This window comes from Sphingorhabdus pulchriflava, assembly GCF_003367235.1.
Taxonomy (GTDB): domain Bacteria; phylum Pseudomonadota; class Alphaproteobacteria; order Sphingomonadales; family Sphingomonadaceae; genus Sphingorhabdus_B; species Sphingorhabdus_B pulchriflava.
In genome coordinates, this window is record NZ_QRGP01000002.1 from 594,756 (window position 1) to 609,573 (window position 14,818).

Below are 14,818 nucleotides of genomic sequence, written 5' to 3' on the forward strand. Positions count from 1 at the left end.
GCACGCGAATGGTCGATGGCAGGTTTGAGGTCGACGCGAAGCTTCACTTTGAACCTTGGCGCCTCTTTTTTCGATTTGAGAGTCGAATGACTTTGAAGCGGACGAAGCCGCCTTCGTCCGCTTCAGTTTTCCAGCTTCAGTTCATAATGAAGATTGGCTTCGCCATTGGCGGGCACAGTGGCTTTCCAGGTCGGCATGCCGTCAATTTTTGGGATATGCTTATGGCTACCCTTCAACTCATATGGAATTTCGATTTCGACATTGACCGGTTCGTTGCGTGCATTGGTGATAACGACCTTGAGTTTTTGCCGCGCCTTTGTGCGGGCGATCGTTGTGAGGCTATAGCGAACGTCGCTTGACGAGCCGATCCCCAGATCGATTTCATCGCCAACGGCGCGATCGGCCAATACCGACTCTCCGGCAAGCAGCGGGCCGAATTGGCTGTCCTCGAAAAGCAGGAGTTGACCCGATGGCATTGGCAGGCCCAATCCCTTTTCGGTCTTGTTGTCGCTGCGCAGCTGGATCGACATAGGTATCGAGACACCATAGTCTTCATAGAAATTATCGACATTGGCGGAATAGACCCGGTCAAAAACCGCATCCGGTTTGACAATCATCGCGACCTGTTTCTGACCCTTGGCGTTGATGGTGACCGGCTCGGGGATGCGATAGAGTTTCAGGTCGCCCAGATTTTCCTGTTCGGCGACAATAACAGCCTTTGGCTGTGCCATTTTCACAGCTCGCAAATGGGAACCCGAGACAATTATATTTTCCTCGTCAATGGCTGAAACCGCGACAGCCGAATCGTACATGACGCCGCCACGGTTATCCTCTCCGAAATCTTGGTCCGGGTTGAAGGCTGGTCTGAATGGCACCTGATGCGTGCGCTGCGCGGGCCAGCAACGGAGCGACAGTCCACTACCCGTTGGTCGCGCCTGTTCGGCCCGCCTTTCGCGATTGGGCTCCCCGGCAATGGCCATGCTGTTGGCGTTGACGAAGCTTTGATTGCCGCCATTGGCTATGGTCAACCAAGCGAACACATCGACCTTCCCCTTGCCCACACTGCCGGCGTCGAGCGGTTTGGCATGGGCAATATAATTGGCCTGCCAGTCGAACCCTGATGCCATGTATGTGAGGGTCAGTTTCGCCGTGACCGGTTGGTCGCTGTGCGTGATGACTGAAAGGGTGGGCTTGGCCGATAGGTCTTGCGGCAGTTGGCCATAGGACATGCGTTCGGGCAGACCCGTGCAGCGCAACGCTTCATACCCATCCGCCGTCTGCAATATCACTCCGCCATTCGGACCCGCAGTAATCACGGCCGCCTGCTGGCGAACCTTTCCGGTCGCCCGGTCGGTGCGGGTCAGTGAAACCTGTCGCTTCAAATAGGAATCGACTAGGCCTGAAGGGGACAGAAGCCGGGCATCGCGGTTCTTCTCACGCACACCCTTGGGCAGCCCTGTGACAATTGCGCTTTCGGGAAACATGCCCTCGGCCACACCCTCAAAGCGGAGCAGGCTTTCGCCAGCAGGGATCGCGACCGTTCGAGTCTCGGTAATCAGCGCATAGCCTTGCGGCCAGTTTTTGTTGATTGGCTGCTCTCCCCGGTCAAGAGCGCGGTAAACGGTGAGCGATACAGTCTCGGGTCCGTTTGATGAAACCAACGATTGGGCAAAGATCGGCGCTGGCAGCGCAAATGACGCCAAAACGGCAATCGCGCCGCGCTTGATCACTGGAGTGGCACCTCGACTGTAATATCCGAGCTATCATTGGCCGGGACTGTGACAAACCAGGTGGGAATACCATCGTCGCGCCGCATTCCTTTGGGCAGGTTGCGAAGTGTATCGGGGAATTTGATCTCTGCGCTCACCGCAAAGGGATTGGAATTAGAAAGGACGAGCCTATAGCTGCGTGACTTCTTGGTCTGCGTCGCAAGCGTCGTGTTGACGCGGACAGCAGGAGTGGCTGGCAAGAACCAGTCGATATCGTCGCCTATAGCGCGATCCTTCACCGTGATTTCACCGACGAGTTGGTTACCCATGTCGGCATTCTCAAAAACCATGCCTTGTCCCGAAGGCAACGGCAGGCCAAGCCCCTTCTCCTTTTTATTTTCCCCGACCAGGGCGGGACTGAGGTTTAGCAGCGGCTGGTGCCAGCCATTATAGATGGATTGTCCCTTGTACACGCGGCGAAAACCAGCCTTGGGCTGAACGATCATTGCAACCTGCTTTTGCCCCTTGGCGTTCACATCAACGCGTTCGGGGACGCGGTATAGCTTTAGATCACCCAAATCTTCCTGCTCGGCGACGACCGCAGCCACTGGTGCAGGAGGAGGTGGAGGGGCGGCCATGGGCAATGCAAATAGCCGCGCCGACTCAACCTGTATTTCTTCGTCATAGGCAAAATCTTCGTCGGCATATTCGGTATAGGGCAGGGTGAAAGGCACCTCATGCGTGCGCTGCGCAGGCCAGCATTTGAGAACCAACTGCGGTAGGGGTGCTTTGGGAAGTGCGGCATTGCCGACACGATTGGGTTTTCCTGCAACTGCCATCAAATTGGTGCCGGGAAAGCTTTGAGCACCACCATTGGCGATGGTCAGCCAGCCGAAAACGTCCATGTCAATCTGGTGGTCATCGGCAAATTTGCCTGCGTTCAGCACATAGTTGGCCTGCCAGTCGAAGCCGCCGGCTATGTAGCTGAGCGTCACCGTAGCTTTTACTGCACGGGTGCTGTTGGTGATGACTGAAAGCGTCGGCTTTGCCGACAAATCCTTTGGCAATCCGCCATAACGCATACGTTCCGGCAGGCCGGTGCAGCGCAGCGCCTCCACACCACCTTCGGTTTCCAATATCACGCCACCATCAGGACCCGATGTGACGAGTGCAGTTTGTTCACGCACCTTGCCTGTCGCCCGGTCGGTGCGGGTCAATGTGACTTGCCGCTTGAGATAGGCGTCGACGAGTCCTGCGGCGGACAGCAATCGCGCATCCCGGTTTTTTTCCCTTACGCCATTCGGCAGGCCGGTGACGATGGCCGTTTCAGGAAACAGTCCTTCCGACACGCCTTCGAACCGGATGACCGATTCTCCCGCCGGTATGTTGATCGTCCGCGTTTCGGTAATCAGTGCATATCCACCCGGCCAGTTGCGGTTGATTGAACCTTCGCCCCGATACGGATCACGATAGACCGTCATCGAAATCGTCGCTGCCGATGGCGAAACAACAACGCTTTGCGCCGCGACCGGGGTCGCGACTACAAATGCAATCAAGGCGAGCAACGCCCGCAATTCGGCCTCAATACCGGCTGTCGAAAGTCGCGGTCAGCGTCGCCTTGCCATTGGCTGGAACGGCAACGCTCCACTCGACACGGTCCGCAGACACACGTTTCCCTTCCTGACTTTGCTCGGGGATACGGACATCTCCCCACAGGCCTGACTGGCCAAGGTCGACTGTTATCGCCTCGTTGCGCGCATTGGTGAATTCATAGCGCATCTTCGTTTTCCAGCGGCTGGAATTGACACGTGTGCGCTCCTCGACAACGGTCTTCACCTTCACGTCGAACGCCTCACCGGTACGGATCGACATGGCGCTGCCCATCGGGGTAGCTTCGATCCGGCTTTCGCCGATAAATTGCGGGTCACCGCGCTTGTCGCGCATATAGACGCGCATCGTTCCCGCCGGCAGCTGGTCACCCAAGCCGCCAGCGCGCGAAGTTGAAAATTTGAGAACCGATGAGGCACTGGCTGCCTCGTTGGTCGCGAGCCAACCATTGTTGAATTCATAGGCTTTGCGTGCGGGTGCCGCCTTCACATCAAGGAAGCTCACCTGTTTTTGCTGCGCATTGGCAATCGTCGTGCGTTCGGCAAGCGGGTAGAGATAATAGTCGCCCAGCCGTTCGCGGTCGTTGCTCTCGGTTCCTGCTTCGTCGATGGTTCCGGTTGAGCCATTCCACGGGGTAGTCATATTGCGTCGCCCCCCGCCGCCATTGGTGTTGCCTGCGACTAGCAGCACATCGGCTTTGGTATAGTCCGTGCCCGTATTGTTGGTCAGTGTCACCCAGCCCTGGACGTCGATTGTCTGCTTTGCATCGTCGAACAGCGTGACATAGTCGGATGTCCAGCCAAGGCCGGGGGTAAGATATGTCAGCGTCGTCGGCGTCACACCGCCTTTGGATTCGAGCGTTACCGACAGGGTCGGGCGGGCGCGCAGATTGGGCGGCACCTTGTCGAAAATAACGCGGACGGGTAGCCCATCGTCGCGCAGCACTTCGATGGTATTGCCGATTTGCAGGACAACACCACCATTGGCCGCCAGTACTTTAGCCTGAACGCGCGCTTCGGCACCGGTCGCTGGGTTGGTGCGGATCAGGGTAACAGTCTGTCCGACCGCCTTTTCCATCAGTTTGGCGGGGGTGAGCAGATCGTAGTCGAAATTCTGCTCGACAATCCCGATGCCCGGGCCGGTCAGGGTGACGGTTTCTGCACGGATCTGGGCCGAAACGTCGGGGAATTCCTGTTTTGACCGCCCCGCAGGCATGTTGAGACGGCGTGTGTCCTGAACTAAGCTCTGGCCATTCTGATATATGGTGACCGCGACGTCACCCTGCGCGGTTTCGCCGCCGGGAACAGCAACTGTTGTCGCGTCCTGAGCCAATATAGGCGCTGCCATCGCGCCTCCCAATGCCAAAAGCCAGGCTGCACGCATAATGAAACTCCCCCGATAGTGGTCGCTATCGGATGGATTATTTTTCTCAACCTGACCAGAGCCTTAATGAACCGGTGCGATTCGCATCCGACGAGACTAGCTCACTCTGCAGCGACGGTTTCGTCTTCGGTTGCCTTCGGCTTGCGCGCACGCGGCTTGCGCGCAGGCTTTGCTTCCGCAACCGATACGTCCTCGTCATTGGCGGGGCCAATGGCAGGCGGCAGTACGGCGAGATCGAGGCCGGATTCTACAACCTCTGTTTCGCGCGGCTGTTGGCGGTCATTCCGTTCATAGCGGTCATTGCGATCGCGACGGTTGCGATTGTTGTTACGGTCGTTGCGATCACTGCGCTGATTCCGGTCGCGATTTTCATTGCGCTGCGGGCGACGGTCTTCGTCGGCATTGCCTTGATCGACATCGGCTTCGACGTCGGCATTTTCGCTTTCGTTTTCGCTGCCTTCGTTGTCACGATCTTCATCGCGCCAATCGCCGCCTTCGCGGTCGTCATTGCGCCATTCGCTACGCTGAGGGCGGTTTTCGTCCTGACGGCTGCGGAAATCGGCGAGCACGCGGAAATAATGGTCGGCAAATTGCAGATAATATTCCGCTTGCACACGATCACCGTTCAATTGGGTATCTTGCGCCAGCTTTTTATATTTTTCGAGCATCTGAGCAGCGTTTCCGCGCGCGCGATTGTCGATACGATTCTGGTGATCGTAGCCATTGCGGTTATTATTTTGCGTGCGATTATTGCTCCGGCCGCGGCGGCGGCTGGTCTGCCGATTATTCATAAAGACGAACCTGTCCTGTAATAAAGCAACCCAATTTCCGTGTGTTGTGCCCGTAACGCGACCGCCCTGTGCGGTCCCCCTCTATGTCGTCGATGCGTTGGGGCAGCTTCCCAAAAAGGGCCGGTTTCCGGCCACATCGCTGTGAAGCTGTAGCTGCCCTAGCCCGCCTATCCGGCGATTCCAAGCTAAATTTATCCACTGTGGGGTTTAGATAGACTTAATGCGCGTATAATGTCGGCCAGATCGCGATGTGGCGAAACGACGAAACCTTGCTGCGTCGCCAGCCGCGTAATCGCTTCATGCTGGCCTAGCCCTATCTCGAATATCGCGACGCCGCTTGGCTTTAGCAGTGCTGGAATTCGCGGAATCAACAGCTTGTAATCATCCAGACCATTTGCACCCGCGAACAGCGCAGAGGCCGGTTCATATGCCCGCACCTGCGGTGCCAGCTCGGCGTCGGTTTCAATATAAGGTGGGTTGCACAGGATCAGGTCGAATTGCCCGAGATCGTCTGTCCAGCCTGCATCTCGCCAGTCCCTATGAAAAAAGGCGGTGCTGCCGGCAAAGCCTAATCGCTCGGCATTGCCCTGTGCTACCGCCAGCGCCGCCGCACTTGCATCAATGGCGACGCCCTGTGCCTCTTTAAAAATTGACAACGAAGCGAGGAGTAGCGCGCCCGAACCCGTGCCCAGATCGAGTATCCGGAGCGGCAGAGGTGAACCCGCAAAGTGCTTTTGTGCAGCTTCTATCAAGGTCTCGCTATCTCCGCGCGGAATCAGGACATCGGGCGTCACGGCCAAAGTCAGATCCCAGAATTCCTGATAGCCACGAATATAGGCGACAGGCTCATGCGCCAGCCTCCGTTGCAATAGCGCATCAAATTCAGCTGGAGGGGTCAGATCGCGTGCGCGCAACAAAAGGTTGTTTCGGCTCAGGCCCAAAGCATGCGCCATCAGCAGTTCGGCATCGAGCCGGGGTGTGTCGCTCACTCTTTCCAGCAGCTGCGTGGCCGCGACCAGTTGTTGAGAGGCCGAGATGCTCATCTGGCGCGCGACCTTTGCTCCAAGGTTCCACCCAGACGCTCACACTCACCGACAGCAACATATTTCCAGCGTTCAGGCAGATAGTCTTTGGTGGCCGTTCCCGCACAATCGGTTCCCGGGCCCGCCGCGCAATCATTATATTGGGCCAGTGCGACACCATAGCATTTTTCCCGGTCGGCTTTCTGCGGCTCGGGCATCACGAGGCCGCGGCCATTCATGTCATATTGGATGTCGGTGGTCGCGGGGCGTTCGCACGCCGAAAGGCTTGCCGCAGCGGCGAGCAGCCCAGCATAGTGCAACAATTCCGGTTGTTTGTCGGGCCCCATGCGCCCCCAATAGCGCGAAAAGATTATGCCAGCTATGGCGAAGCGCATGCAATCCCGATTCGATTTCAAGATTAGCGCAACCGACCGAAAAGCCCGTACCGGCAGCATCCAGATGCTGCGCGGCGAAATCCGCACACCTGCCTTCATGCCTGTCGGCACCGCAGCGACGGTGAAGGCGATGCGTCCAGCCGAGGTGCGTGCGACCGGTGCGGACATCATCCTTGGTAACACCTACCACCTGATGCTGCGCCCGACGGCGGAACGCATGGCACGGCTGGGCGGCCTGCACAAATTCATGGGCTGGGACCGACCGATCCTGACCGACAGTGGTGGCTATCAGGTGATGAGTCTGTCAAGCTTGCGCAAAATTACCGAGGATGGCGTGACCTTCCAGAGCCATCTGGACGGCTCACGGCACATGCTGTCGCCCGAACGCTCAATGGAAATCCAGCGGTTGCTCGGGTCCGATATCGTGATGGCGTTCGACGAATGCCCTGCCAATGGCGTGTCGCGTGAGGAGGCGGCGAAGTCGATGGCGCTTTCAATGCGCTGGGCGAAGCGGAGCCGTGACGGTTTTGACAGCGGCGGCGAACATGCCGAACGCGCCGCCTTGTTCGGCATTCAGCAGGGCTCGCTCGACGAGCAACTGCGCAAGGAAAGCGCCGATGCGCTGATCGATATCGGCTTTGATGGCTATGGCGTGGGCGGATTGGCTGTCGGTGAGGGGCAGGAGGCCATGTTTGGCTGCCTCGATTATGCGCCCGACATGCTCCCCGCTGACAAACCCCGCTATTTGATGGGCGTAGGTAAGCCTGATGATCTGGTTGGTGCGGTCGAACGTGGGATCGACATGTTCGACTGCGTGCTGCCGACGCGATCGGGTCGTAACGGGCAGGCTTTCACCTGGAACGGGCCGGTTAACATCCGTAACGCCAAGCATGCCGAGGATCAGGGGCCTTTGGATGAACGCTGCGACTGTCCGGTGTGCACGACATGGAGCCGCGCCTATCTCCACCACCTTGTCCGTTCGGGCGAGATTTTGGGGGCGATGCTGATGACGCAGCATAATCTGCATTTCTACCAGAGCCTGATGGCCGGGATGCGCAGCGCGATAGCCGAAGGGCGATTTGCGGCGTTTGCGGCGGATTTCAGGCGGGACTATTTGAAAAAATGATCGAGGTCGGCGACGCCCTATCCCGCGCAAATTCGAACAGTCCGTTCCTCGCAGGACTGATGGAGCGCCAGCCGCAGTTGGTCGCGCAGCTTGAAAAGGGTGATTTTGAAGGCGCATTGGCAGCGGCGCTGTCGATCGAGATTGAAAACGATACCGCTGCGACTTTACGCAAGAGGCGGCAAGGCGTAGCGTTGGTCACCGCGATTGCTGATCTTGCCGGGATATGGGATCTGGCCCGTGTCACGCGCATTCTTTCCGACTTCGCCGACAGCGCGCTGGAATCCGCTATCGCCGCTGCCTTTGCCGAGCGTGTGCCGGACGCACCGGCGCAGGGTTTTGCCGTCATTGGCCTTGGCAAACATGGCGGGCAGGAGCTGAACTATTCCTCCGACATCGATCCTATCTTCCTCTACGATCCGGAAACACTACCGCATCGCGAGCGCGAGGATGTAGCGGACAGCGCGGTGCGCATTGGGCGCAAGATAATCGAATTGCTGGGCGCGCGTGATGAGAACGGCTATGTCTTCCGCGTCGATATGCGGCTGCGACCGTCACCTGAAGTCACGCCGATAGCCATCCCGGTCGAAGCGGCGATCAGCTATTATGAATCGAGCGCGCTGGCGTGGGAGCAGGCAGCGTTCATCCGCGCGCGCGCGGCGGCGGGCGACAAGGCGCTGGGTGACTATTTCCTGAAAAGTATCCAGCCATTTGTCTGGCGGCGTAGCCTCGATTTCGGGCAACTCGCCAATATCCGCAAGATGAGCGGGCAGATCCGCGATCATTACCACAAGGGTCAAGTGCTTGGTCCCGGCTATGACCTCAAGCGGGGTAGGGGAGGGATACGCGAATGCGAATTTTTCGCGCAAGCACACCAGCTAATCCATGGCGGTCGCGATCCCGGATTGCGCATGGCGGATACGCGCAGTGCTCTGGCCGGACTGGCGGAACGCGAACGGATCGGGGGGGATGAAGCGGCGACGCTGTCTTCGGCTTATGAATTGCTGCGTATAATAGAACATCGCTTGCAGATGCTCGACGACCGGCAAACACACAGCCTGCCGGAAAATCCTGCCGATCTTGATCGCGCGGCTCGGTTGCACGGGCTAGAAAATGGCACGGTACTGGTCGACTTGCTCGAACCCATCGTTACCAGCGTCGGTGCAATCTATGACGGGCTGGCTGGCGAAGACGATGAGAATACAAAACGGCTCGCCGATGATGGCCTTCCGCTAGAGGACCAGCTGTCGGCGCTGGGCTATGCCGATCCGCCAGCCGTCGCTCAAAGGCTGGCGCGCTGGCGCAGCGGGCAGTTGCGTGCAATCCGCTCCAGCTCAGCGCGCGAGGCGTTCGAGACAGTGCTGCCCAAAATCATGGAAGCGCTCGCAAAAGCGCCTGACCCTTCCAATGCGCTCGCCCGGTTCGACAATGTGATCGAAGCGCTGCCGAGCGCGATCAATTTCTTCAACCTGCTCGATGCCCGCCCGGCGTTGTTGCAACTGCTGGCTGACATTTTGAGCTATGCCCCGACGCTGGCCGATGCGTTGGCGCGACGCGGCGAGTTGCTGGAAGGGTTAATCGATACCAGCGCGTTTCGCCTGCCTGAAAGTCGCGATGCTCTGCTCGATGAGTTGGAAGCGCGGGTAGTCGATGACGATTATCAGACTTTGCTTGATCTCGTCCGCGCCTTTGTCGGCGAAAAACGCTTCGCTTTTGGCGTCCAGCTGGTCGAGGGTCAACAAGACCCGCTTGCCGTATCGCATGCCTATGCGATGCTCGCCGAAATCGCGGTCGAGAAACTCACTGCGGCAACTGTCGCCGAGTTCGAGCGTGCACATGGCAAGGTGCCAGGTGGTGAGCTCGCGATTCTGGCGCTGGGCAGGTTCGGCGGTGAAGCACTGACGCACGCTTCGGATCTTGACCTCATCCTGCTTTTTTCCGGCGACCATGGCGAAGAATCCGATGGCCCTCGGCCTTTGGGCGCCACGCAATATTTTAACCGGCTCGCGCAGCGCGTGGTCGGTGCGCTGACTGTCGCGACGGCATCGGGCGCGCTCTATGAAGTCGATACAAGGTTGCGACCGTCAGGGGCGCAGGGGCTACTTTGCGTGTCGTTTGAAAGCTTCGCCAAATATCAACGCGAAGAAGCGTGGACATGGGAGCACATGGCGCTGACCCGTGCCCGTCCCGTTTATGGTTCCGCCGAGGCGCGAACGCAGCTGGAAGCCATCATTGCGGAAACGCTCGCCATGCCGCGCGATGCGAGCAAGTTGGCAGGCGACATCATCAAAATGCGCACCGATATGGCGACACACAAGCCGCCCAAGGGCGCACTGGACGTAAAGTTGCTGCCGGGTGGCTTGGTCGATGCGGAATTTGTTATTCATGCGCTCCAACTGCGGTTCGGGCAGGGCCTTCATCCGCAGCTTGATCGCGCCGCCGATGCGTTGATCGCTACGGGGCTTTTGCCGGAAGGATTTGCGCCTTCGCAGGCGTTACTGACGCGGCTGCTCGTTATGCTGCGGCTGGTCGCGCCCGATTGCGAGGTTCCGCCCGAGCCTGCGCAAGCCGTAGTTGCGAAGGCGCTGGGCTTCGCCAAGTGGGATGATGTTATACTGGCAGTCAACGCTGCGCGGGGCATCATTTCCGCCGAATGGCAGGGCATCGCTTCACGACTGAAATTGGAATATAAGGAGAAGAAAAATGACTGATGTCAACGACACCCTCCCCGCCGTCACCGTGAAAGACAGCGCTGGTAATGATGTCGCGCTAGGCGCGATCAAGGGACCGCTTGTGCTCTATTTCTATCCGAAGGCGGATACGCCGGGATGCACCAACGAGGCGAAAGACTTTACGGAGTTGCACGCCGACTTCGCCAAGGCTGGCGCAACTGTTTATGGCATGTCGAAGGACAAGCCCGCGAAACTCGCGAAATTTGCGGACAAATATGGTCTGAAAGTGACGTTGCTGTCCGACGAAGAAAGCGATGCGACCGAGCAGATGGGTGCATGGGTCGAAAAGTCGATGTACGGCAAAAAATATATGGGCATCGAACGTTGCACCTTCCTGATAGGTAAGGACGGCAAGGTCGCGCGCGTCTGGCACAATGTGAAGGTCAAGGGGCACGCGGCGGAGGTGCTGGAGGCTACCAAAGCCCTCGCTTGATGTCGTCCGCTACCGCCGCTTTCCTCGTCTTCACAGCTTTCCTGACAGCCCTGCTGTCGGGGATTTTCGGGATGGCTGGCGGGCTGGTGCTAATGGGCGCGCTGGCGTTTGCCTTGCCAGTGTCGGCGGCATTCGTGACCCACGGATTGCTGCAGCTTGTCGCCAATGGCTGGCGCGCGGTGCTGCACCGCCAGCACATCGCCTGGCCAATCCTATGGAACTATGCGCTGGCGTCCGCGGTTGCTGCGGGTGTGGTGCTGGCCATCGGCTTCATGCCTTCAAAGCCTGTCTTGTTTCTGTTGCTGGGGCTCGTCCCTATGCTGGTGTGGCTGCCCAAAAGCTGGTTGCAGCTTGATGCTTCCAGAACGCCGCATGCGCTGACATCCGGATTTCTGGTGACCGCATTGAACCTGAGCGCGGGCGTGGCTGGGCCGTTGCTCGACATCTTTTTTGTGCGAACCGAGTTGAACCGCCACCAGATCGTCGCGACCAAAGCGGCAACGCAAGTGTTCAGTCATCTGGCGAAGATCATAGTCTATGGCACACCATTGCTGGCTGTCGGCAGCAGCGGCGTACCGCCTTGGTGGGTGTTTGCTTTGGCGATCCCTGCATCCATGCTGGGCACAACCGCTGGCGGTTGGGTGCTCGATCGGTTGAGTGACGCCAATTTCAAGCGCTGGACGGCATGGATCGTCACTGCCATTGGCGTCTTCTATCTCTGGAAGGCTTGGAATTTATGGTTTTGACGCTGGGTGAAGCGTGCAAATCGGTGCTTGAAACCGCTGACCCGAAGGCAAAGCTGATGCAGGCGCGGGCGGTTGCGCGCGACTGGCGGCTGGGTCGGCTAGAACATAGTTTCGACACCCAAATGCCAGACCATCCGGCTCGGCCCGATCATCCCGAACTGCTGGCCCCGCGGTTCATGCCAAAGCGCCGCAAGGCCGGATCCGATCGGGCGCGGATCGCCATGTTGCATGCGCTGGCGCATATCGAATTTGTCGCGATTGACCTCGCGTTCGATTTGGTGGGGCGGTTCGGCGAGCAATTCTCGCGCGATTTTGCCGATGACTGGCTCCGCGTTGGCGCCGATGAGGCGATGCACTTTGCATTGCTCGACCGAAGGCTCAAACAGTTGGGCAGTCACTATGGCGCGATGCCCGCACATGATGGCCTGTGGGAGGCGGCTTATACTACACGCGACGATGCGCTGGCGCGCTTGGCAATCGTCCCGATGGTGCTCGAAGCCCGTGGCCTCGATGTCACGCCAGCGACGGTGGAGCGATTCGAGGCGCAGGGCGATTCGGCCTCGGCACGCATCCTCCAGCGCATTTTTACCGACGAAATCCGCCATGTTTCGGCAGGGACGAAATGGTTTGAATCGGGCTGTCGCGATGCCGAACTATTACCAAAGTATTACTGGAAAGTGCTGGTAAACCGCCACTTCCGAGGGGCCGTTAAGCCTCCGTTCAACGACTCGGCGCGTTCGAAGGCCGGTTTAACGCGGGATTATTACATGCAGGTTGCATTGTCCTGACGGCCCCGCCAGACCCAATGGCACATAAGGGGTAGGCAAATAATTGCCGCAATTTTGGGGATCAATTCCGGGTAAAAATCCGGGTTGCAACAAAAGGGTCGTAAAAACACATGGTACACAGCGTTTTGGCTTCGGGCCAATCACTGATGGGAAAAGTGTTACTTGCAGCTAGCCTCGTCGCTTCGGCTTCGGTTGCTACACCTGCACTTGCCAATTCCGCCGCAGCTGCATCGGATGCCTTCCGCGTCAAGCCGGAAGATGTCGCTTCGAACAAGACTGCACTCGGCGTTTCTGATCCCGAATTTCGCGCTCTTCACGATGGCTGGGGCCAGGTGAATGGAACTGCCCGCAAGTCGCAGGTTGCCGTTCCTTCGATCAATCCCGTCGAATCGATGCGCATGACCAGCCAATATGGCTATCGCACTGATCCGTTCCAGGGTCGCCGCAAGAATCACAAGGGCCTCGACATTGCAGGCCCGATCGGTACGCCGATCTACGCAACCGCCGATGGCGTCATCGGTCGCGCACAATGGGTTTCCGGCTATGGCAAATATGTCGAAGTCGAACATGGCAATGCCATCCAGACCCGTTATGGCCATCTTTCTGCAATGAATGTCTATTCGGGCCAGCGCGTCCGCAAAGGTGACATTATTGGTTTCATGGGTTCGACCGGCCGTTCGACCGGCAGCCATCTGCATTATGAAGTCCGCATCGCTGGCGAGCCGGTGAATCCGACCAGCTTCCTCGAACCTGCAACAAAAGTGTCAAATATCTTGATTGCGGCGAAAGATGCTGATAGCAAATCTTTAGGCGGTCCTGCTGAGTAAGCACTTCGGCCGTAAACGCATCACCTTTGGGAGAGGGTGTAATCTGGGGCTGGCATCGTGGAGACACCTTGCCGCCCTTTTTGTTTGTCCCTACATATAGGACATGACCATGGCTCCCGACATCCAGCTTTTGCCAAATGCCGCGAAACGCGTAGCGGAAATCGCGCATAAACTCGGCAAGGCACCTTTGCTGCGGCTGTCGGTTGAAGGTGGTGGCTGTTCCGGATTCCAGTACCGTTTCGGTCTTGCCGACGCTGTCGAAGCCGATGATGTTATCGCCGAATCGGGCGAAGCCAAGCTGGTGGTCGATTCGGTCAGTCTCGATCTGGTGCGTGGCTCTGCGGTCGATTTTATCGAATCGCTCGGCGGGAAAAGCTTTCAGGTCACCAATCCCAACGCCCAGTCAGGCTGCGGTTGCGGATCCAGCTTTTCGGTTTGATGCGCGGCTGACCCCTCGCTAGGGTCGCAGCATGCGTATCGCTACATATAACATCAACGGCATAAAGGCTCGGCTCCCGCGGCTGCTTGAATGGCTCGACGAAACCCGGCCCGACATCGCCTGCCTGCAGGAAATCAAGACGCAGGACGAAGGCTTTCCGGCGGACGAATTCGAACGTCTTGGCTATGGTGCGATCTGGCACGGGCAGAAAAGCTTCAACGGTGTGGCCATCCTGGCGCGTGACGCCCAGCCGGTCGAGACTCAACGCGGCTTGGCAGGTGACCCAGAGGATGAGCAGTCGCGCTATCTTGAGGCAGAGGTGCATGGCATCCGCGTTGCCAGCATCTACCTGCCCAATGGCAACCCCCAGCCGGGGCCGAAATTCGATTACAAGCTGAAATGGATGCAACGGTTGCGCGCGCACGCGGCGAAGCTTGCTACGCTTGAACTGCCGGTCGTGCTTGCTGGCGACTATAATGTCATCCCGCACGATCATGATATCTGGTCGACCAAAGCGCTTCTCGACGATGCGCTGCGCCAGCCGGAAAGCATCGCGGCCTATCGCACTTTGCTCGCCGACGGCTGGACCGACGCGCTGGCGACGCACTATCCGCAAGGCCGCGTCTGGACCTATTGGGATTATCAGGCAGGCGCCTGGCAGCAGGATCATGGTTTTCGTATCGACCATCTACTGCTCAGTCCGGTTGCAGCAGACCGGCTGTACGCTTGCGGTGTCGACAAGGATCATCGTGGGCGTGAAAAGGCCAGCGACCACGCGCCGACGTGGATTGAGCTGGGCGACTGAAATCACAAAAAAGGGAG

At 58.4% G+C, this 14,818-nt stretch carries 14 protein-coding genes; 8 read left to right on the top strand and 6 right to left on the bottom strand.

The window, feature by feature from the left end; genetic code table 11:
• Positions 1–122: 122 nt before the first annotated feature.
• The 6 genes from DXH95_RS13740 to DXH95_RS16355 form a co-directional block, all read right to left on the bottom strand.
• A complete protein-coding gene (locus tag DXH95_RS13740; protein WP_239016657.1) occupies positions 123–1,730 on the bottom strand; it encodes a DUF4139 domain-containing protein in 1,608 nt (535 codons plus the stop codon).
• Positions 1,727–3,274, bottom strand: coding sequence for a DUF4139 domain-containing protein (locus DXH95_RS13745; RefSeq protein WP_239016658.1), 1,548 nt, complete (start codon positions 3,272–3,274; stop codon positions 1,727–1,729). The genes DXH95_RS13740 and DXH95_RS13745 overlap by 4 nt, the downstream gene beginning before the upstream one ends.
• 16 nt (positions 3,275–3,290) lie before the next feature.
• Positions 3,291–4,700, bottom strand: coding sequence for a DUF4139 domain-containing protein (locus DXH95_RS13750; protein ID WP_115550073.1), 1,410 nt, complete (start codon positions 4,698–4,700; stop codon positions 3,291–3,293).
• 101 nt (positions 4,701–4,801) lie between these two features.
• On the bottom strand, positions 4,802–5,491 hold the full coding sequence (locus DXH95_RS13755; RefSeq protein WP_115550074.1) for a DUF4167 domain-containing protein: 690 nt from the start codon (positions 5,489–5,491) through the stop codon (positions 4,802–4,804).
• Between the two features lie 191 nt (positions 5,492–5,682).
• Positions 5,683–6,528, bottom strand: a complete 846-nt coding sequence (gene prmC, locus DXH95_RS13760; protein WP_420822295.1) for a peptide chain release factor N(5)-glutamine methyltransferase — start codon at positions 6,526–6,528, stop codon at positions 5,683–5,685.
• A 2-nt stretch (positions 6,529–6,530) separates the two neighbouring features.
• The gene (locus tag DXH95_RS16355; protein ID WP_338061713.1) at positions 6,531–6,908 is read right to left on the bottom strand and encodes a BufA1 family periplasmic bufferin-type metallophore; all 378 of its coding nucleotides are present in this window, start codon (positions 6,906–6,908) and stop codon (positions 6,531–6,533) included.
• On the opposite strand from DXH95_RS16355, the gene tgt reads away from it, so the two are divergent.
• The 8 genes from tgt (at position 6,907) to xth (ending at position 14,801) form a co-directional block, all read left to right on the top strand.
• On the top strand, positions 6,907–8,034 hold the full coding sequence (gene tgt / locus DXH95_RS13770; RefSeq protein ID WP_115550076.1) for a tRNA guanosine(34) transglycosylase Tgt: 1,128 nt from the start codon (positions 6,907–6,909) through the stop codon (positions 8,032–8,034). The two genes, DXH95_RS16355 and tgt, sit on opposite strands and share 2 nt — an antisense overlap.
• On the top strand, positions 8,031–10,742 hold the full coding sequence (locus tag DXH95_RS13775) for a bifunctional [glutamine synthetase] adenylyltransferase/[glutamine synthetase]-adenylyl-L-tyrosine phosphorylase (RefSeq protein ID WP_115550077.1): 2,712 nt from the start codon (positions 8,031–8,033) through the stop codon (positions 10,740–10,742). The genes tgt and DXH95_RS13775 overlap by 4 nt, the downstream gene beginning before the upstream one ends.
• Entirely contained in the window at positions 10,735–11,196 is a 462-nt protein-coding gene (locus tag DXH95_RS13780) for a peroxiredoxin (RefSeq protein WP_115550078.1), read from the top strand. The genes DXH95_RS13775 and DXH95_RS13780 overlap by 8 nt, the downstream gene beginning before the upstream one ends.
• On the top strand, positions 11,196–11,942 hold the full coding sequence (locus tag DXH95_RS13785) for a sulfite exporter TauE/SafE family protein (RefSeq protein WP_115550079.1): 747 nt from the start codon (positions 11,196–11,198) through the stop codon (positions 11,940–11,942). Before DXH95_RS13780 ends, DXH95_RS13785 begins: the two co-directional genes overlap by 1 nt.
• Entirely contained in the window at positions 11,933–12,730 is a 798-nt protein-coding gene (locus DXH95_RS13790; protein WP_115550080.1) for a ferritin-like domain-containing protein, read from the top strand. The genes DXH95_RS13785 and DXH95_RS13790 overlap by 10 nt, the downstream gene beginning before the upstream one ends.
• A gap of 110 nt (positions 12,731–12,840) precedes the next feature.
• The gene (locus DXH95_RS13795; RefSeq protein ID WP_239016659.1) at positions 12,841–13,557 is read left to right on the top strand and encodes a M23 family metallopeptidase; all 717 of its coding nucleotides are present in this window, start codon (positions 12,841–12,843) and stop codon (positions 13,555–13,557) included.
• Positions 13,558–13,660: 103 nt separating this feature from the next.
• Positions 13,661–13,996, top strand: coding sequence for a HesB/IscA family protein (locus DXH95_RS13800; RefSeq protein ID WP_115550081.1), 336 nt, complete (start codon positions 13,661–13,663; stop codon positions 13,994–13,996).
• Positions 13,997–14,027: 31 nt separating this feature from the next.
• On the top strand, positions 14,028–14,801 hold the full coding sequence (gene xth / locus DXH95_RS13805; RefSeq protein ID WP_115550082.1) for an exodeoxyribonuclease III: 774 nt from the start codon (positions 14,028–14,030) through the stop codon (positions 14,799–14,801).
• The last annotated feature ends 17 nt before the right edge of the window (positions 14,802–14,818 follow it).